At 55.8% G+C, this 18,738-nt stretch carries 14 protein-coding genes; 5 read left to right on the plus strand and 9 right to left on the minus strand.

Features of this window, described 5'->3' with window-relative positions:
• Positions 1 to 117: 117 nt before the first annotated feature.
• Positions 118 to 1,149, minus strand: a complete 1,032-nt coding sequence (locus HDF15_RS22590) for a LacI family DNA-binding transcriptional regulator (protein ID WP_311733187.1) — start codon at positions 1,147 to 1,149, stop codon at positions 118 to 120.
• 43 nt (positions 1,150 to 1,192) lie between these two features.
• Positions 1,193 to 1,903: a hypothetical protein gene (locus HDF15_RS22595; RefSeq protein WP_184259736.1), complete on the minus strand. Its 711-nt coding sequence runs from the start codon at positions 1,901 to 1,903 to the stop codon at positions 1,193 to 1,195.
• Positions 1,904 to 2,254: 351 nt separating this feature from the next.
• On the opposite strand from HDF15_RS22595, the gene HDF15_RS22600 reads away from it, so the two are divergent.
• Positions 2,255 to 2,551: a hypothetical protein gene (locus HDF15_RS22600; protein WP_184259739.1), complete on the plus strand. Its 297-nt coding sequence runs from the start codon at positions 2,255 to 2,257 to the stop codon at positions 2,549 to 2,551.
• 240 nt (positions 2,552 to 2,791) lie between these two features.
• On the plus strand, positions 2,792 to 3,109 hold the full coding sequence (locus HDF15_RS22605; protein ID WP_184259742.1) for a hypothetical protein: 318 nt from the start codon (positions 2,792 to 2,794) through the stop codon (positions 3,107 to 3,109).
• 61 nt (positions 3,110 to 3,170) lie between these two features.
• Here HDF15_RS22605 and HDF15_RS22610 read toward each other — a convergent pair whose 3' ends face one another.
• Together HDF15_RS22610 and HDF15_RS22615 are read right to left on the minus strand one after the other, a co-directional pair.
• On the minus strand, positions 3,171 to 3,968 hold the full coding sequence (locus HDF15_RS22610) for a HugZ family protein (protein ID WP_184259745.1): 798 nt from the start codon (positions 3,966 to 3,968) through the stop codon (positions 3,171 to 3,173).
• Between the two features lie 84 nt (positions 3,969 to 4,052).
• Positions 4,053 to 5,183, minus strand: a complete 1,131-nt coding sequence (locus HDF15_RS22615; RefSeq protein ID WP_184259748.1) for a YncE family protein — start codon at positions 5,181 to 5,183, stop codon at positions 4,053 to 4,055.
• 98 nt (positions 5,184 to 5,281) lie between these two features.
• On the opposite strand from HDF15_RS22615, the gene HDF15_RS22620 reads away from it, so the two are divergent.
• Positions 5,282 to 6,043, plus strand: a complete 762-nt coding sequence (locus HDF15_RS22620) for a ThuA domain-containing protein (RefSeq protein WP_260331280.1) — start codon at positions 5,282 to 5,284, stop codon at positions 6,041 to 6,043.
• A gap of 73 nt (positions 6,044 to 6,116) precedes the next feature.
• Here HDF15_RS22620 and HDF15_RS22625 read toward each other — a convergent pair whose 3' ends face one another.
• On the minus strand, positions 6,117 to 9,470 hold the full coding sequence (locus tag HDF15_RS22625; protein WP_184259753.1) for a TonB-dependent receptor: 3,354 nt from the start codon (positions 9,468 to 9,470) through the stop codon (positions 6,117 to 6,119).
• Between the two features lie 398 nt (positions 9,471 to 9,868).
• On the opposite strand from HDF15_RS22625, the gene HDF15_RS22630 reads away from it, so the two are divergent.
• Together HDF15_RS22630 and HDF15_RS22635 are read left to right on the plus strand one after the other, a co-directional pair.
• A complete protein-coding gene (locus HDF15_RS22630; protein WP_184259756.1) occupies positions 9,869 to 12,304 on the plus strand; it encodes a GH116 family glycosyl hydrolase in 2,436 nt (811 codons plus the stop codon).
• Positions 12,305 to 12,381: 77 nt separating this feature from the next.
• Positions 12,382 to 13,140, plus strand: coding sequence for a ThuA domain-containing protein (locus HDF15_RS22635; protein ID WP_260331281.1), 759 nt, complete (start codon positions 12,382 to 12,384; stop codon positions 13,138 to 13,140).
• Between the two features lie 27 nt (positions 13,141 to 13,167).
• Here the strand turns inward: HDF15_RS22635 and HDF15_RS22640 are convergent, their stop codons facing one another.
• The 4 genes from HDF15_RS22640 to HDF15_RS22655 form a co-directional block, all read right to left on the minus strand.
• On the minus strand, positions 13,168 to 15,117 hold the full coding sequence (locus HDF15_RS22640) for a beta-N-acetylhexosaminidase (RefSeq protein ID WP_184259762.1): 1,950 nt from the start codon (positions 15,115 to 15,117) through the stop codon (positions 13,168 to 13,170).
• Positions 15,118 to 15,324: 207 nt separating this feature from the next.
• Positions 15,325 to 16,461, minus strand: a complete 1,137-nt coding sequence (locus tag HDF15_RS22645; RefSeq protein ID WP_184259765.1) for a redoxin domain-containing protein — start codon at positions 16,459 to 16,461, stop codon at positions 15,325 to 15,327.
• A gap of 37 nt (positions 16,462 to 16,498) precedes the next feature.
• Positions 16,499 to 17,302: a sugar phosphate isomerase/epimerase gene (locus HDF15_RS22650; RefSeq protein WP_184259768.1), complete on the minus strand. Its 804-nt coding sequence runs from the start codon at positions 17,300 to 17,302 to the stop codon at positions 16,499 to 16,501.
• Between the two features lie 121 nt (positions 17,303 to 17,423).
• Complete coding sequence (locus HDF15_RS22655) at positions 17,424 to 18,626, minus strand: ROK family transcriptional regulator (RefSeq protein ID WP_184259771.1); 1,203 nt, start codon at positions 18,624 to 18,626, stop codon at positions 17,424 to 17,426.
• Between the last annotated feature and the right edge of the window lie 112 nt (positions 18,627 to 18,738).

Raw genomic sequence — 18,738 nt, forward strand, 5'->3', positions numbered from 1 at the left:
CGGCGGAAGGGAAAACCTTCCGCCGGTTCCTTATTTAAGAACACGACCGGTGCGTCGAGCTACATCACCCAGAATGTTCGCCAGATACGCTCGAGTTCCGAGAGGAAGGCGCCTTGTTCAGGCGGCCGGAATACCTGTGCAGCCACATGAGTTTCGAATGATGAACTCAACAGGCAGCACAAGTTTAATTCCGAATTCGCTTTCCTGATTTTTGGGTGCCGCAATACGCTCAAAGAGAACGCGAGCGGCCTGTGCCCCAAGGCCTACCGCGGGTTGACGAACGACGGTTAGAGCGGGGGAGAGCAGTTTCGCCAGTTCGAGGTCGTCAAAGGCAACCAGCGCAATCTTCTCCGGGATCTGTAGATTTACCTCACGCAAAGCCTCGAGCATATGGCGCGTGGCAACGTTATTCAGGGTAAAAACTGCTGAAGGACGGTCTGGAGACTTGCTCCATTGCTTTGCAAGTTTGAGTGCGTCTTCGTAGGACTGGATCGATAGGCGCAGTTCGGGCTTGAGGCCCGCAGACTGCATGGCATTGGTATATCCAAGAATGCGGTGGCTGACCGCATGGGATTCCTTGTCGTAACCAACGCATACGATGCGCTTATGTCCATGGCCGATGAGGTGCTCAACGGCGGTTTGAGCGCCGCCGAGGTTTTCGACTACGACCTCGTCCGCCGCGATTCCGCTGAGAGGGCGGTCCAGCGCAACGATGGGGATGCCCTCGTGGAGAAACTCGGTAAGGCTGTCGTTCGACAAGGAAGGAACGACGATGAGCCCAGCGACACGCTGGCCGATCAGCATCGAGACCTCATTATTCGAGATGTTCCGATCATGTTTCGATGCCACAATCAGTGTCATGTAGCCATGTGCCGAGGCATAGCTCTCGATGGCAGAGGCGCATTTTCCGAAAAACGGATCTGCCAGGTCCGGAAGAATGAGACCGATGACCTTTGCACGATGGCCCTTGAGAATGCGGGCTGCCTGATTCGGTCGATATCCCAGCTTGTCAATGGCTGCTTGAATCTTCTTCTTCTTCGCTGCACTGACATAGCTCGTCTCATTCACGAAGCGCGACACCGTGATCGCGCCCACTCCTGCGACACGTGCAACATCCGCAACCGTTGGCATGGAAGATGGTTTTTTCACTCGAATCTGTTGTGAGCCTCGTTGCAGGGCCTGCCCCCTGAGATCAGATGATGTGACATGCTATCGCATCGACATTGCTTGGCGAACCCGCCAACGTATTCAGGTGCAGCAAAATCTCGAAGTTTCGACCGGTTGCTCCCTGGTTCAATCCACACTTTGCAAGTGTACTGCGCAGACGGCTTTCATCCCCTAGCAGCTTGCCGGCTGCTTCTGTTCCTTCGCCGTTCTCTCCGCCAATCAGCAGGACGCGTCCATCCCCATTGGGATTCCTAAGAAGGGCGATCAAGGCGTAAGACTCTCCGGTGGCCCAACCGGGCGCGGTGGCGACGTAGGTCGCGGCTTCTCCCGTGCGAGGGTGCGTATTTCGGATGATCTCTTGCGTCGTGGATGGATCAAATTCAAAGCGGAAGTCCAGCCGTTCGTTGAATAGTTTTACCCACGGATTGGAGCGTGAGCTTCCCAGGACGATCAGATTCTTGTCATTCTCGATGTCCGAAAGCTGGATCAATCGTGCTCCCCGAACATCGACGGGCCTGGATCTTTCGGCTGCAATCCCGGCGGCCAATGCAACGATCGGCGTATCCACTGTAGATGCTTTGTCTCCCCGCAGGATCACATTGCAAAAGCGATTCTGTTCCGGAGTCAGCAACTCGGGGTGAGGAACATACTTGTGGTTCGCGTAGTCGGAGAGCGAGATGGGACCGCCGGTAAAACCTTGAATCTCAGCGATATTGGGATCGCTTGTGATGATCATTGTCGGGTTTGGTCCGGAGATGATCGCGGACCATGGAACCAAAAAGGCTAATCGATTACTGTTCGAACGAACATGCTGCCAAAGCGAAAAGCCGAGGACGACGGTGGAAACGAAAAACACCGCTGCGACCAGAGGCCAAAGGTATCTACTGCGAGTTCCCATGAAAAGGGGGCTCGTTGGGGTGGCGGCGGTCGGGGCCGGAGCTAGGGTTTGAACGCGAGAGGAAGCTTCTGAGGGCGATGACTCGAAGGACGGATGTGATTCGACGGAGCGTTCGCGTGTAATTCTAGGGACATATGAGCCAGGCGGAAGACTGAAGCGAAAATCTACGGTCGCGCCTGAGCGTCCATAATGCCGAAGGAGTCGCTTCCGTACATCGCTGGCTGTGACGCGGACGATAGCGTCCTCTCCGGTGTCGTAGGAGGGCAAGCGTCCGAATATCTCGATGCCAAGAATTCTTTCCCGGAGGTTTTCCTGCCGCCCGGATATCGTCTCTTCGACGATGTATTTGAGAAACTGCCCGCTACGATTGCTTCCGCGGAAGGCTTCGCCTTCGAGGATTTCCTTAAGATGACGGCGGATCTCCCGAAGGTGGTCAGGAAGCTTCACCGGGAACGTGAGCTCTTCTCCCTCTTCGTCTACATGTAACGGTTGCGGCATCGGATGTAGCCGCAATTTTAGCATCTGGGGGAGAGCCCGGTCAGATCAGCTCTTTTCCGATGGTGACGAGAACCTGTTAGTTGGGGGTATCTACCGTTAAAACTGTAAGGTGCATGGAATGAACCATTTAGGGGAGGGGTTACAGCGGAGCCTAACGTTGTTGTCAAACGCTCGCAGGGGGTAGGGTTGTGCTCACGTTCTGACAAGGACGATGGGAGGTATTACCTCATGACGACGGAATTTAGCGGCACGGGAATTCAAACATGGACTAGCGTCGACATCTCGGCGGTAGATATGGCTTCGAAGTCGGTACGCTTTTCATACTTCGGCGGTACGGATCAGATCTCCAAGGACCTTAAAGAGGAGGAGTGCCGAGCCGCCAGCCTGGGCCCGTTCGTCGGCACTCCTTTGAAGTCCCGCCGGTTTCGGGCATTGGCTCGAAATGCCGCACGATCGGGGAAGCGGCTCGTGATTGAGATTCACGATCAGAACCCCGTCAAGACGATATCCAGTCAGTCAACAGCAATGTCCGCCATTCCGCTCTAGCCATAGCTGACTCAACCAGGGAGTGGTTCGCTGGCAACCGACCGGACGCCGTTCTGTAGATTTAAATCTTTTCTTCGGCTGCTCGAACCATCTCCACGAGTACCTTGCGGGTCTCGTCGGCGGTCTGGACTTCGCGAAGGAAGTTGATGCGCGTACCCTTCATCCCTTCTGCGGTCTTCAGGCGGAGATGGAAGCCGAGCCGGTCGACCGCGGTCATTGTTGCTTCGGTCGCATGGAAGCTGGCATGAACCTTAGCCAGCAAAATCATTGCCGGGATGTGATCGGTATTCATGTGTCCGAGAATCCTCGGAGCGGACTCTGCGAGCGGATCGATCCTGGCAGAGGTGTAGTCCTCGGCGGTAACCCATCCCATGACGCCGAATCCACCGACGTAGTAGATGTCGAGAGGTTGTAGGCGATAGAAGCCGAAATCTTTGAAGTCTACCCAGGAACGGCTGTTTTCGTATCGAGACAAGTAGATTTCGCGAGCGTCACGGATCTCTTCGTCGGGTATAGGGAGGATGTCGCCGACGAGTGTTGCGCGTGCCGTGCCGAGAGGATCTCCATCGCCGGCTTGCCCCACAAACAGGCTTGCCCGAGGATCAGCCTGAAGATTCTGGGTGTGCATGGCCATATTGCTGATCAGGAAGATCGGCCGTCCGCTCCCGTCGATGGCATAGGGCATGAGTGAACCGAATGGATATCCGGCCCGCTTTAGCGAGACGGTGGAGAGCGTTGCGATGGTGCTGAGTGAAACTAAGGTACGGACTCGCTCGGCATAGGTCGGCTCCGGAAGTTGTGGTCCGCCGGGGCCTGTGTATGCGTGCTTGCGAGGTGAATTGATCTCTGTAGTGGGCATCTGTCTTCGACTCCTGCAACTATCGTACGTTGCTCCTGAGCCTGTGATCTAAAGCACTACATCACTAGCGACGATAACGTCAGCCTATTTCTGTGTCGCGATGTGGGAGACATCGATGTCCGTAACCGGCTGCTCCCCGTAGTTCGCGGCATAGACATGCCCGGCTACAGGATCGACCGCAAGAGCGTACGGACTCCTGCCCGCGTCATGCGTGCCGATCACAGTATTCTTTGTGCTGTCGATCACCGTAATGCTGTTGCTGTGAACATTCGCGACATAAACACGGTTATGCGTGGGATCGACCGCGACCGCCTGGGGGTGTTTGCCTACGTGCATCGTGGCAATGACCTTTCTCGTCGTGAGGTCAATGGCGCTGACGGTTTCATCGCCGTAATTCACGGCATAGAGCACATGCGTAATGGGATTGATCGCAACCGCACAAGGAATGGCTCCGACAGAGATAGTGCTTACTGCGTGCGTCTTTTCATTGAGCGTCACAATATCGGCGGTTCCGGTATGGGCCAAATAAAGAGTGTCTGAAGGTTCATCGAAGGCAAGGCCCCAGAGATGCGGCCCGACTGCAACTTTGGTCATTGCACCCGTCGCGCCATTGATCATCCGGATATTGGGGTCCTCATAGGTCATAAGAAAGATCGTGTTGCTGCGGAGATCGAGGGCGATCCCATCCGCGCTGCCAACCTTCAGTGCCTGTGACGCATTCGTCGCGCCGTCGATGACCGTAACCGCATTACTGTAGGTATAGGTCACGTAGACCTTGTTGGTGGCCTCGTTCACCGCGAGCACATAAGGATGAGAGCCGCCTTGAATCGTCGCGATCACCACATCCTGTCCACCGTCGATCACACTGATCGAGTTGCTATCGGTATTGACCACATAGATCCGGTTCGTAACCTGATTGATGGCGAGCGCGATGGGGGCGCTACCCACCTTCACTGTCCGGGCCGACCCGTTTTGTGTGTCCAGGACTGAAACCGTTCCCGCACCCTCATTAACGGCATAGACTTTGTGGTTGGAGGGATTGACCGCAACCCCGAGGCTGGTGATCAGTCTGCCCTGCAGCGCGTTGCTCTCCCCATGGGCTCCGCCGGCCACGCCGGCAAGCACTATGGCAGCCACCACACTACGGGCAGGCAAAGTGCGGAGGAAGCGGGGAATCGAAAAATCAGGCTGGCGACGGCTGAGATGAAGATTCATGTTGTGATACAACCTCGTTAGGTACTATGTTAGCAAGCATTAGAAAGTCCCATGCCGCGCAGCAGAGAAATATTTACTCCGGCAGGAAAGACCTATCGATGATTCGATTCATGCGCTCTCTCAGCTTCTTCGCGATACTTGCTTTCGCGGCAACAGCCCTCTTCGGTCAGACCAAACCCCTTCATGTCCTGGCCTTCTACACCACACATGGAGAGCAGGACCATGTGGACTTCGCCCTGCAGGCGATCTCTTTCTTCCAGGAGATGTCCAAACGGGACCATTTCGACTTTGAGACCACCTCGAATTGGGACGATATGAGTTCCAGCCATCTCAAGCAATACGAGGTTGTTCTATGGCTGAACGATGCTCCCTCTACCGCTATGCAGCGAACTGCCTTTCAGGACTATATGGAGCACGGAGGCGCGTGGCTGGGCTTCCACGTTGCGGGGTATATGGACAGTCGCGCAACCTGGCCCTGGTTCGCCGATTTTCTCGGAACGGTCTTCTCTGGCAACAGTTGGCCCCCGCTGCCTGCCCGGTTGGACATTGACGATCCGTCGCATCCAGCCGTGAAAGGACTGCCGGCAAGTTATACGTCGCCCGCCAACGAGTGGTATAGCTGGCAGCCCGATCTGCGCAAGAATCATGACATCAAAGTGCTGATGACGCTTGCCCCTTCCAATTACCCACTGGGATTCAAAGATACCCTTACCAGCGGCGATGTTCCGGTTACCTGGACGAACACGAAGTACAAGATGATCTACACGAATATGGGCCATGGCAACAAGATCCTCACCAGCCCGGAGCAGAACCTCTTCTTTGAAAACGCTCTGTTGTGGCTCGGGGGCCGGAATCAATAGATAGGTTTCTCCAAAAAAGAAGCCTGGGGGACGACGGATTCTATCCGTCGTCCCCCAGGCTTTAGGAGGCACCTCAGAAGGAGAGACGTCCGCCGAGTTGCACATTGCGACCGCCCACCGTAGTACCGCTGATGGTGCCCGCACCGGTCGGTCTGCCGGGATTGTCGACTAGATCGACAGGGTCGTCGAAGTTGGTATCCGGCTGCCCAAAGCTCGGATGATTGAGGGCGTTTGTGGCATCGATGCGGACCTGTAGCTGCACATTGTGGGTGAAGCTAAACGTCTTGCCCAGGGAAGCGTTCAACTCTGTAAGATCGGGGCCATAGATCGTATTTCTGCCCAGATTGCCAAAGGTGCCGGCAGCGGCGGTTGCGAAGGCTGCCGGGTTGAACCAGCCGTTAATGCCGCGATGCGCAACGGCTGGATTGCCGACAAGGTTGGGGCGCCACGAGCCTGCCTGTGAATAGGACAGGTTGGTCCCGCCATAGGTGACCGTGAAGGGGTTTCCCGAGTGAGCGACTTCGATCAGCGAGAGCTGCCATCCGCCAGCCACGGCATCGACCGCAGCGTTCTTATTCAGGAAGCGCCGATTTTTGCCGAAGGGTAGTTGATAGACCGCACTCGCTTTGAACGAGTTACGGATATCGAAGTTCGACGGCCCATAGTTCGCATGGGGGTCATAGCCGTTCTGGTAGTTCTGCGTGCCGCCGTGACCACCCCATCCAGCAGAATCCTGATCGTTCAGAAAGTGCGACCAAGTATAGTTTGCGCTGAAGCTCCAGCCCGAAGCTAGCCGTCTTTGCGCCTCGAGCTGGAGAGAGTTGTAGTTCGATATGGCGTTGTAGGTGTCGCCGCCGATCCCTTCAAACTGCGGATAAGGACGTCCCGAGGGATCGTCGTTGGGGCCGAGCTGTGACTGCGGGACCTGGTTGATGTCGTGCGGGAACGAAAGATTCGTTCCATGGCTGCCGACATAGGAGACGTTCAGCACGATCTGTTGGGGAAGCTGATGCTGTACGCCGAAGGAGTACTGATAGGACTTGGCTACGGGGGTGTGATACGGGTTGTAGCTGACTCCCTGGCCGTTGTACGCGGTCGAAGAGGTGGAGGCCTTGAGGTACGGCAAATTCGAGCCCGTTCCCGAGAGGCTTACGACCGGTGTCAGGCCATTGGTCTGGTCGCTTGCGGAGCCATAGCTGTTGGAACCGAAGCCTACACCCGATCCATAGGTGTCCGAACTCCAGTTATAGGAGTAAATACCGAAGCCGCCGCGAACGACAGTTGTACCGTTTGGAGAGTAAGAGAATCCGATACGGGGTAGAAAGATGTCATAGACATTCTTCTGCAGTTGCGTACGGCCGTTGTCGCCGACAAACCACATCGCGCCGAGCGTTTGAGTTGCAGTGTTCAGCAACGTCGGATCAAAGGTGCCCTCGTACCCGTGGACTTCGCTCCAGCCACTCTGTATCTGGTAGCGAAGACCGAGGTTCAGGGTAAGGTTCGAGCGGACCTTGTAATCATCCTGAACAAACAGTTGAGGGCTGAACTGGCGTGCGCCGGAGACGGGGTAGTTATTCGCACTCCAGCCCTGCACTTCGCCCAGGAGGAAGTCCGCGTAGCCGAAGCCGCTACCGACTGTACTTGGGGTAGCTTGCGTATAGATGCCGCTGAAGTTGAACTCGCCTGACTGTACATTTCCGTATTGCGTACTATTGTTCTGGTATCGAAGCACTTCACCGCCAAAGTGGATGACATGCTTGCCTCGAACCAGTGTCACCACATCGGAGGGGTCAAAGCTGTTGCCTACACCGATATAGTTGCCGCTGTTATAGAGCCCATCGCAGCAGGTTCCGACTCCGCCATTGATGCTGATGTCCGGCAGGATGTCTGCCTTCGAATACTGCAGGCCGACCTTCTGCGGAATGCCCTGGCCCAGGGTCAAAGGAACAAACCAGTTGCCCTGGCGATTGAAACCGAAGCGGAATTCATTCACGAAGGTCGGATTGATCGTCCAGGTGTCCGACAGGAGTAAGACATGATCGGCCACATCGTCAAACTGGCAGTTGATGGGGCATGGCAGCTCGTTCTGGTAGACCGCCTTGTTGTCGCGAGAGGTGGCGGCGAACGTAATGCGATTTTTGCTGGTGATGTCGTAGTCGAGGCGGCCGTAAAAGGTGAGATACGGGTTCTGTACCGGTGTCACCTGGAAGTAGTTGTTCGTCAACCCAGGCCGGTTCGGCGCGGGATAGAAGGCCTGTAAGGCATTGGCCACGGGATCAAGCGTTGTAATCTTGTTGCCGGCGAAGGCACGACGGCAAGGCTGGCCGTTAACGGTTGTCAGCGTCGATTGGTCGAAGATCTGGTTCGTCAGGATCACCGTGCCGTCGCAAGGATTGATCTGCTGATTTCCATTTCCGTCGAGTGCCGGACCACCAAGCACATCGGAGAAGTTACCTCCGCGTTCGGCGAGTGTCGGCACAGTCACAAATTCGTCTGCTGACGTGTTCGAGATTGTCTTCTCGGTGTTGAAGTAGAAAAACATCTTGTTCTTGAGGATCGGTCCGCTGATGGAACCGCCGAAGACATGCACGTGCAGCGGCGGAATCGCTGTGTTGGGATCATCAAAGTAGCTGCGCGCATTCAGCTCGTTGTTCTGCAGATACTCGTAGGCGGACCCATGAAAGGTGTTCGTGCCGCTCTTGGTGATTTGATTGAAGATCGCTCCGCCGATGCCGTACTGGGCGGAGAAGGTCGAGGTTTCGATGTTCACCTCAGACACGGTCTCGAAGGTATTGGTGTCGGTGTTCGCGCTTTGCGGAAGGGTTACGGACGCACCGTCGGCAAGGAAGTTTGAGGAGTAGGGAAGCGTTCCATTGATGGATACACCGAGCCCAGGGCTTGCAGCCGGATCACCGCCTTGCGTCGCCGTTCCCGCTGAACCGGGAAGCAGAATGGTGAAGTTATCCCAGCTTTGGCCAACCTGCGGCAACTGCTGCATCGTCTTTGAGTCGAAGGTTGTGCCCTGGTCGCTGGTTTCGGTCTTCAGGAGGGAGGCGTCGCCTGTAACGACGACCTTCTCCTCGATCGATCCCACATGCAGTTGGGCATTTACCGTGATGGTGCTTACCGTAAGTGTGATGGGGCCACGCTGCAACGGGGCGAAGCCCTGCCTGGAGAAGTCGATCCGATAGTGCCCGGAGGGAGTTGAGACGGTGTCGTAGAGGCCGTCTTTGTTGGTCGTAAACTGCGTAATTTCGCCCGTATCGATATTGGTGAGCAGAACGGTTGCCCCAATGATCACCGCGTTCGAGGTATCGGTGACTGTGCCGCGAACCTCACCGGTAGCGGAGCTCTGCGCAATCGCAGACGTTCCCGCACACAGCAGAAGACAAAGTGCCGTTAAATAGCCGCACAGCTTACCGAACATGTGTAGCCTCTCCTGAATAAAATCCATTGTTTCGCCTCGTTCTTTCGTTTTTTCCAGTGGCATTCTTCTCGCCGGCATTCCGTCTCGACGATGCCCCCGGCAACTTCCGAGTAATGCTTCATGCAAGGCCGCGCATCTCTCGAAAACACCTCCGAAGCCTTAAAAACCAGGCTGCATGAAAGAAAAGCGTGACATCCTTCGTAACGTTTAGTTAGTATCTACTCTCAATGCGATGGATTGGCAAGTGCTTTTTTTGCCGGGGCTGAAAGGAGGCCGTTCGACAAAGGAATCTCAGCCATTTTTCGCGGCAGTTGCAAGGTGTGGATTCGGCGCGTCCTCCGTTCCCGATGCCAGTGTGAATCCGTGCCTGTACAAAATTTGAGAAGCATTGGAGCACCATGAAACGAACATCGAAGCGGATATCGACCCGTGGTCTGGCATTCCCCGTCCTGGCGTTTATGCTTTGCCTTTCAATGGCTTCCACCGCATGGGGTGGAGACGGCATTCCCAAGGCAGCCTGGAAGCGCGCACTGGGACTGCCCTTGGAAAACCCTGGGGTGACGCGGGCGGCCGGCGATATCGATGACGGCTATTGGCAGGGCGTTCCTGTCGGTGGCTTTGGCGCGGGGACCTTTTCGCGCAGCTATCGCGGCGACTTCGCTCGCTGGCACATCAAGGCTGGAGTCCATAAATATGAGCCGGTGTATGCCAATCAATTCGCGATGTTCCAGCAGTCCGAGGGCGATGCCCATGGCACCTCGCAGGCATTGATGAACGGCCATCCTTCCAATGGCGAACTATCCAGTTGGCAATGGGATTATCCAGTCGGGGCGGGGGACTATTATGGGCTCTTCCCGAAGGCGTGGTTTGACTATAAGTGGGACAAGTTCCCCGCGCATGTCACGCTGGAACAGTTTTCGCCGGTACTTCCCAACAACTATCGTGAGTCCAGTTACCCCGTTGCCGTATACCGCTGGCATGCGGAGAATCCTACGAATAAGACGGTCGTGGTCTCGGTGCTCCTTTCCTGGACAAACATGTCAGGTTGGTTTCGGACCTATACGCGCGACTTCAAAGGGGCACCTAATCAAGGCAACCACAATGAGTATGTGAGCGAGAAGGTCGGCGATGCGGGAACGATGAAAGGCATCGTCTTCGATAGAAACCGCGCCGGGACGGCTCCCAACGACTGGGATGGGCAGTTTGCCATCGCGGCGATGGAGTCGCCCGGTGTGGAAGTTACCTACCAGACTACGTACCAGGCATCCGGCGATGGCAAAGCCGTATGGTCGGCGTTTTCCAAAGATGGCAGACTCGCTAACGATGGGAAATCGTGGGTGAGCGATAAGGAGAAGCTAGCCGGTGCAATTGCCCTGCGCTTCACCCTGAAGCCGGGGGAGACGAAGGTGGTTCCGATGGTCGTCTCCTGGGACTTCCCCTTGATTCAGTTTGGAGAAGGCCGAAAGTGGGATCGCCGCTATACGGATTTCTACGGAACCTCTGGCCAGAACGCCTGGAAGATAGCCCGAGATGGGCTACTCCATGCTGCGGAGTGGAGCGATGAGATAGACAAGTGGCAGGCCCCCTATATTACTGACGAGAGCAAGCCGCTGTGGTATCGCGGGATGCTTTTCAATGAGTTGTATGCGCTGACTGACGGGGGAACCTTCTGGGGTCGCCAGTCCGGCTCAGATGCAAAGGCCGCGCCAACTTTCGCGCTACTCGAGTGTTTCGATTACGCCTACTACGGCACGCTCGATGTCCGTTTCTATGCCTCGCTTCCGCTGTTGAAGTTCTGGCCGGACATCGACAAGCAGGTGCTCCGAGAGTTTGCCGATACCGTGCCCAAGGAGTGGCCGGAACAAGGGCTTTGGGTATGGAAGACGCAGCAGGTTGGCGAGCCCATTACCCACAAGCGTAAGAAGATAGGTGCGGTGCCTCATGACCTGGGTGTTCCGGAAGGCGATCCCTTTGTCGCTGTGAACGAACCGGGCTGGCAGGACACCAACGATTGGAAGGACCTCAACAGCAAATTCGTGCTGATGGTCTATCGAGACTATGTTCTTACCGGTCGCAAGGATACCGCGTTTCTGCGCGAAACCTGGCCTGCAGTCAAAGCCGCGATCGAATATCTTCGCCAGTTCGATCATGGCGGTGGTGTCCCGGAGAACAGCGGCTACCCTGATCAGACCTATGACGACTGGGTGGTTCGCGGGGTAAGTGCTTATTCCGGCGGTCTCTGGCTGGCCGCTCTACGCGCTGGAGAAGAAACCGCGCGCGTGGTCGGCGATACGAAAACAACTGCGGAGTATCACGCACTCTTTCTGAAAGGGCAGAAGACCTATATCTCCCAGCTATGGAATGGCGAATACTTTCGCTATGACACCAGCAGCGAATCCAAGGACGATATCCAGGCTGACCAGCTTGCCGGGCAATGGTATGCCAACCTCACCGGTCTTGGCGAGATCGTACCGCATACGATGCAGGTCTCGGCTGCGAAGAAGATCTTTGACGTCAACGTGATGAAGTTTGGCCACGGCGAGATGGGCGCGGCCAATGGCATGACAGCGGACGGTGCCATCCTCACTAACGCAGAGGCCAAAGAGGTCTGGGTAGGAACTACACTCGGCTATGCTGGCCTGCTGATGCAGGAGGGAATGAACGATGAAGCCTGGAAGACCACCCGGGGGCTCTATCACGTGATCTACGAAGATAAGGGCTACTGGTTCCGGACGCCAGAGGCCTGGGACATCACCGGTAACTTCCGTGCCGGAATGTATATGCGGCCAACGGCCATCTGGGCGCTGGAAATGACTTCGCCTACGGCAAAATAGATACTTCAAGGACACAGAATCGAGGTCGGAACGTTATGCAGCGCAGATCAAATATCCTCTCACTACGAAACCCAGCCATGTGGTTATTCCTCTTGCTGCTCGTTTGCTCGACCGTTGCAAGAGCCGCTGTCCCTGGGCAGGGAACTCCAAAGTTCCGGGTCGTTGCTCTTGCCGAATCGGGCGGGATTCACCAGCCATTCGTCGATGCGGCGAAACTCTGGCTCAACAAGCTGGCATTCGAGAATAATTTCGCCGTCGATTACATTCAGAATACCGATAAGATCGACGACGCCTTTCTCTCCCAATACCAGCTATTTATCCAACTCAACTATCCACCCTATAACTGGACACCCACAGCCCAGGCTGCTTTCGTAAAGTACATCGAGGAAGGCAGAGGCGGATGGATTGGATTTCATCATGCCACGCTGCTTGGAGAGTTTGATGGTTTCAAGATGTGGCCCTGGTTCTCCAACTTCATGGGAGGCATTCGCTTTACGAACTACATCCCCACTTTCGCGGATGGAATGGTAACGGTGGAAGACACTACGCATCCAGCCATGCAAGGCGTCAAAACTCCATTTCCTGTAAGTCAGGAGGAGTGGTACACGTGGGATAAATCTCCTCGCCCCAATGTTCATGTGCTGGCCAGCGTGGATGAGAAGACCTATACGCCTGATACGAAGATCAAGATGGGAGACCACCCTGTCATCTGGACGAACGAACACTACAAGGCGCGCAATATATATATCTTTATGGGACATCATCCGGACCTGTTTCAGAATCCGGCTTTTACGACCATCTTTAGAAATTCTATTTTCTGGGCTGCTCATCAATAGCGTGCTGCCCGTTGGTTGCGAAGATCGTTATTGATTTACAGGTTCGGCTTCGATCAGTACGCGAACCGCCGGTGTGACCACAAGGAACAGCTCTGCATGAGGTGCAGCACTTTCATCCACCTTTGCAAGCTGTTCCTTGCGCTGTTCCGGGGGCACGGGATGCGTCGACTCGATAGCATCGAGTGCGGTTAGTCCCAGAGCGCCCAGCGCTGCAAGGTTCTGTGACAGCGGAGCGAGTGGTGCTCGCAGCATCGAGGTAGCCAGGTAAGGTTCCAGCGCCGCATCGTTATCGCGCCATTGGATAAACCGCTTCCGCAGCTCCGGTCGAGCGGACGGATCGTGAACCGCACGCTGCGCCAGCTCATTGATCCATCTTGCCTGGTCGCTCTCCGGTGAGACGGCGTCTACAAGATGATTCAGCGGCCTTTCCGCGTCGTACTTCTGCGTCTTTTCGCGGTCATATTCCTTGACCGGTTCAACGGTCCTCGCCAACGTTTCCAGCAGCTCCGGCGGCATATCGTCACCCTCAATGCGGCCCAGCATACGGCTGCTACTGGTTTGATGTTCCAGGCCGAGATATTCCAGGTTGCGACTGAGAACAGCCAGGCGTCGATACATGGAGGGAACATCGGTTACCGATTCCGGAGACCATAGCCGCTCAGCGATGGCTCCGAGTCGAGGCCAAAGCCGGTTATCGAGGTTCTCCGGTGTGACATACTCCGCCCATTGCGCGGCTTCTCCGCCAAGAATGTGCGACTTCTCCTCCGCGGATAGGGCAGCGCTTTTGCCTGACAGGGGATCAACGGCGTAGTGCTGCGATGCGGGATACATCAGGTCGAGATAGTAGCCTGCGGACAGTATCGTCTTGTATCCCATCCTCGCCGCATCTGCTAATGACTCTGCGCCGCGCCAGGATTGAATGAGAGAATCCTTCGGCAAATTGCCGTCCAGAATTTCATCCCACCCTTCCATATCTTTGCCATGCTTGTGGACGATCACCTCCACTCGTTTTGTGAAGTAAGTCTGCAGGGCGTGATTGTCTTTGATCTTGTGTACGCGCATCCATGCCTGAATGGCTTCATCCTTGTCCCAATACTTGCCATCCACTTCGTCGCCGCCGATATGAAAGTAACGGTCGGGGAAGAGAGCTTCCATCTCACCAAAGACCGCGTCTAGCAGGGCGTAAGTAGCTTCCTGCGTGGGATCAAACGGCGGACGCAGTTTGTCTTGTTCCGATCGGACCAATCCCTGAGGCGCGGGGCCAGAGGCTAACTTCGGATAGGCGACCAGCCAGCTTACCGCATGACCGGGTACATCGAATTCTGGAACTACGCGCACACCACGGTCGCGCGCATAGGCAATCAGTTCACGCATCTGGTCCTGCGTATAGAAGAGGCCATCGGAGGCAAGCTCCGTCAACCTGGGGCGGCGTTTGGTCTCCACTCGAAAGCCTTCATCGTCGGAGAGGTGCAGATGCAAAACGTTCAGCTTAACCGCGGCCATTCCGTCGATGTTTCGCTCAAGGGCTTCGAACGGCATGAAGTGCCGCGATACGTCGATCATCAGACCGCGCCATGCAAAGCGAGGAGTGTCGTCAATGAGAACATCGGGGAGAACCCAGCCCTGAGGGCTTGGTTCAACAAGCTGCAGCACTGTTTCAAGTCCGTGCATGATTCCCAGGGGATTGGCAGCGGTCAATTCCATTCCTGTTTGACTGACGGTTAAGTGATAGCTTTCGTCCTCCGCCAATGCCTGAACATGGAGACCCGGACCCGTGCAGCGGATAACGAATCGCGGCCCTTCCGGAGCTCCGGAAAAGTGATGATCGAAAGGAACCCCGGTACGCGCAGAGAGGTTTCGCATGAACCGCGTCAGAGCGTGGTGAACCCGCTCATCTCCACCCGTGAGTTGGATCTGTGGAGTATGTTCCAGAGTCAGAAATCCTTCCTGCTGTGTGACGTGCGAAGGCCAGGGCATGAGGCTCAGTTCCGCAGCCCCGCAGGGCAATGCGGCACATAGCAAAAGGACAACCGTCGTGAATCTATGAATGCCACCGCACTGGCTCAAGTCTCTATCCTCAGGAACGTAGTTTAGTGATTACGAAAAACGAGCCAGCCTATGTACTGAGCCAGCTCGTTTCTTGTTGAATGGATGAGTTAGATGAGCGGAGTTACCGATGCTGCTTTACGGGTTCTTCCAATACTCATTGAAGCCACTATAGTCGGAAGGCATTGCCGCCAGAATCTTCCGACGCAGCTCCAGCATGTCGACTGAGCCGAGCGAACTATAGAGAACCTTGCCATTGGGTCCGAGCAGCACCGTGTAGGGCACGGCAGACTGCCACTTTGGATCGAATGCCGCTTGCAGTGCTGCGGTATCGTCAGAGGCAAATAGGAGGTTGCGGCTGGTGGCATGTTTCTGCTGCAACAGCCGAAGAACACCTGGCTTCTCATCCGGCATATTCGCGGATACTGTTACCAGTTTGAAGCCGCGGTCGGTGTACATGCGGAAGGTGTCCTGCAAGTCTGAGAACTCCGCTACGCAGGAACCGCACCAGGTGGCCCAGAAGCTGACCAGCGTGTAGTTATCACCCGCATTGGCGCGGAGCTTCTTCAGACCCTGAGCATCAATAGGTTCTACCGTGACAGGCTGTGCTTCCAGCTTCTGCTCATAGGCCGTGCGGAGCGGTTCCTTATCCTGCCATTTCGTCGAGCAACCGAAGACACCAGTGTGAGATACCGGGACAGGCTTATTGGCCAGCAACGCTTCAATCGCATTGCGTGCATCCTGTGTCTTCACCATCTCGATGCGATAGCTGTTATCCATGCGACCTTCATAGCGCAGATGACGCTCTTTATCGAAGATGAACACATGGGGCGTCGCCTGCGGGCCATAGGCTCGGGTTACAGACTGGGTCGCGCCATCGTACAGGTAAGGGTAATGAAGATGCTTGTACTGCACGCGAGTCTTCATCTCCTCCAGGGTGTCGCCGATGTCGGAAGAATCGAGTTCTTCGATGGTGGTTGCTTTCGGATCGTTGCCCTGGATGGCAACGACCGCGACGCCACGTTTGCTGCCCTCTTCATAGAGTTGTTCGATGCGGCGCTCATACATCTGCGCTATCGGGCAATGGTTGCAGGTGAAGACCACTACAAGAACAGGGCTGCTCGCATAGTCACTCAACTTGTGGATCTTCCCGTCCACGCCCGGTAGTGCAAAGTTCGGGGCAGGCGAGCCTACGGAAAGGATGGGGTGTGAAGTCTGTCCATGAAGGGCCAGCGACATGAGCGAGGTGAGGGCAAAGGTAATCAGCTTCCGCATCGTATTTCTCCCTGCAACGGCCCATGGTGAGCCGCAGTTATGCGAGATGTCTCGCAAAGGTAATCTCCTGCACCATGTCCCGATCGACGTCGCCTTCTTTCTCGTACTCGACGGCAATCAGACCGGGAAACTTCTGGCGGTGCAGTTCGTGCATGACTTCAGGAATCTTTGCGACTCCGCTGCCGAGCAGCACGTTCACTTCGCCACCCTTTGCCTGGACGTCTTTCAGGTGCACCATCCGCAGGCGGGGCGCCAGCTTACGAATGGCATCCGCTGGATCGTAGCCGCAGGATGCGAAATGGCCCGTGTCCGCTGTCGCCCCCATGGTGTGGGAAAGTGTGGAAAGTGCGTTCAGAACGTCTTCGGGGCTTTCGTAGGCGAATTTGGTATTCGGAAAGAAATGGTTGTGGATTCCGAAGGTCAGCCCTTCCTGCGTCAGGCGCTGATCGATCCGGTTGAGAATACTTCCCGTTGCGTCGCCGGTGATATTGCTGCAGCCCAGCAGCTTCGCGAAGCGCACCGCGTTTTCAACGTCCTGGTCATCTTTGAGGGTGGCGGCATAGTACGAGACGCAACGAATGCCGGCGCGATCCAGCTTCGCCCTTGTGTCGCGGAATAACTGATCCTGAGGGTGATGCATTAGCATGAACTCGCCGCGAGACATCTCGATCTCTCGAATGTGAAGCGCGTTCAGTTGAATCACCATGTCGTCTATCGAGAGGCCGTGATAGCTGTATGTGCCTACTCCAACATTGAGTTTGCTGAGAGCAAAGAGGGGTGTAGCGGCGCTGATCAGGCCGCTGGCTGCGGCAAGCTTCACAAAACCTCTGCGCGTCGTCATGGAGGTATCATCCTTGCTGTTTCTTCCAGATCTGGCGGTTTATAAGGTTCGCTAACAAAGTCGCCATGCCAGCCAGTTGACCACATCGGAAACAGGCTGTCAAAGATATCTAGAAAAGGGCTCAGAGGGCAGGCTGGGGAAGCAGAACGCCCGGGATCGCATCGAGAGCCAGGGAGATCGCACCCCACAGTACGGCACGGTTGCCGGGGGCGCTGGAGCCTACCTTGGTTACGGCAAACTCGTCTCCCTCCAGTTGTTTTCGCACCAAATCGATCAGGGCAGGGTGGCTGCCGACTTCTCCGCCGAGGAGAATCAGGCCGGGGTTCAGAATCAGCGACAGATCCACAATGATGTCGGCCACGATCTCTGCCCGATGGAGAACGATCTTTTCCGCGCGGGGATCTCCGGCCTGCGCCAGATTCAGGATTCCCACCGCATCGATCTCTCTTGCGGTCCGGGCCGCTTTCCCGGTTTCCTCCTGCCAGCTCTTCAGAATTCCTGAACTTGTGAGTACCATTTCGAGTTCGCCGAACTCATGGATGGTGGGCTGTCTGCGTGAGATGGAAGGTAGCCGAAGATAGGCGATCTCTCCGGCAGACCATTGCGAGCCGTGATGAATTCTGCCGCCCAGGAAGATACCTGCACCAACATTTGTACCGATGTTGATGAAGACAAAGTTCTTTTCGGCCTGAGCCGTTCCGCAGTAATGCTCGCCCAGAGCGGCCAGGTTCATGTCGTTTTCGACGATTACCAGGCAATTGGCGATCTTGGTGAGCATGGCGCGCAAGGGCACGGAGCGCCAGCCCTCCAGCGTGCTGATGGACAGGACGCTGCCTTCCTCCACATTGGTAATCGCGGGTACGCCGACGACCAGCGCCAGCAGTTGTTCGCGCGTCTTCTTCTGTTTCTTCAGCAGAGCCTTCAGCTCGTCTCCGATGTAGCCGCAGATGGCCTCAGGAGTCGTTTTCTGCTTTAGGAGGGAGAATTTGCTTGTATCGAGTTCGTTTCCGTTCAGGTCCGTGAGAAGAAGCGATATGCTTTCGGCGGAGATCTCCGTGGCCAGCAGGCAACCCCGTTCCGCCTTGAAGCGGATCATATCCGGCGGCCGGCCTCCACTGGATTCTCCCTCGCCCAGAGGTTCGACCAGGCCTTCGGCCAGCAGATCCTTTACTACATTGGTGATCGTCGGAGCGCTCAGATTGGAAGCGCGAACCAGATCCGCCCTGGAACATGAGCCGCATTCGCGCAGAAGCTTCAGGATGCTGTGCGCATTCGCGTGACGCAAGACGGAGGGCCGGCCGATTGGAATAGACTTTTTCTTCACTTTGTTCCGGAGAATATACAGTTCCCAGAGTTACTATATGCCAGCGATGAGGCACAGTCACCTGGATTGTGTACTCGTACCACTCTCATAAACCGTCTCATGCAAAGAAGTT

Origin of the sequence: Granulicella mallensis (assembly GCF_014203225.1) — a bacterium.
Classification (GTDB): domain Bacteria; phylum Acidobacteriota; class Terriglobia; order Terriglobales; family Acidobacteriaceae; genus Granulicella; species Granulicella mallensis_A.

Excerpts from the sequence above, each read along its gene's own strand:
- HDF15_RS22595 (WP_184259736.1), bottom strand. The coding sequence starts at position 1,903 with ATGATCATCACAAGCGATCCCAATATCGCTGAGATTCAAGGTTTTACC.
- HDF15_RS22600 (WP_184259739.1), top strand. The coding sequence starts at position 2,255 with ATGCCGAAGGAGTCGCTTCCGTACATCGCTGGCTGTGACGCGGACGAT.
- HDF15_RS22605 (WP_184259742.1), top strand. The coding sequence starts at position 2,792 with ATGACGACGGAATTTAGCGGCACGGGAATTCAAACATGGACTAGCGTC.
- HDF15_RS22610 (WP_184259745.1), bottom strand. The coding sequence starts at position 3,968 with ATGCCCACTACAGAGATCAATTCACCTCGCAAGCACGCATACACAGGC.
- HDF15_RS22615 (WP_184259748.1), bottom strand. The coding sequence starts at position 5,183 with ATGAATCTTCATCTCAGCCGTCGCCAGCCTGATTTTTCGATTCCCCGC.
- HDF15_RS22620 (WP_260331280.1), top strand. The coding sequence starts at position 5,282 with ATGATTCGATTCATGCGCTCTCTCAGCTTCTTCGCGATACTTGCTTTC.
- HDF15_RS22625 (WP_184259753.1), bottom strand. The coding sequence starts at position 9,470 with ATGTTCGGTAAGCTGTGCGGCTATTTAACGGCACTTTGTCTTCTGCTG.
- HDF15_RS22630 (WP_184259756.1), top strand. The coding sequence starts at position 9,869 with ATGAAACGAACATCGAAGCGGATATCGACCCGTGGTCTGGCATTCCCC.
- HDF15_RS22635 (WP_260331281.1), top strand. The coding sequence starts at position 12,382 with ATGTGGTTATTCCTCTTGCTGCTCGTTTGCTCGACCGTTGCAAGAGCC.
- HDF15_RS22640 (WP_184259762.1), bottom strand. The coding sequence starts at position 15,117 with ATGCCCTGGCCTTCGCACGTCACACAGCAGGAAGGATTTCTGACTCTG.
- HDF15_RS22645 (WP_184259765.1), bottom strand. The coding sequence starts at position 16,461 with ATGCGGAAGCTGATTACCTTTGCCCTCACCTCGCTCATGTCGCTGGCC.
- HDF15_RS22650 (WP_184259768.1), bottom strand. The coding sequence starts at position 17,302 with ATGACGACGCGCAGAGGTTTTGTGAAGCTTGCCGCAGCCAGCGGCCTG.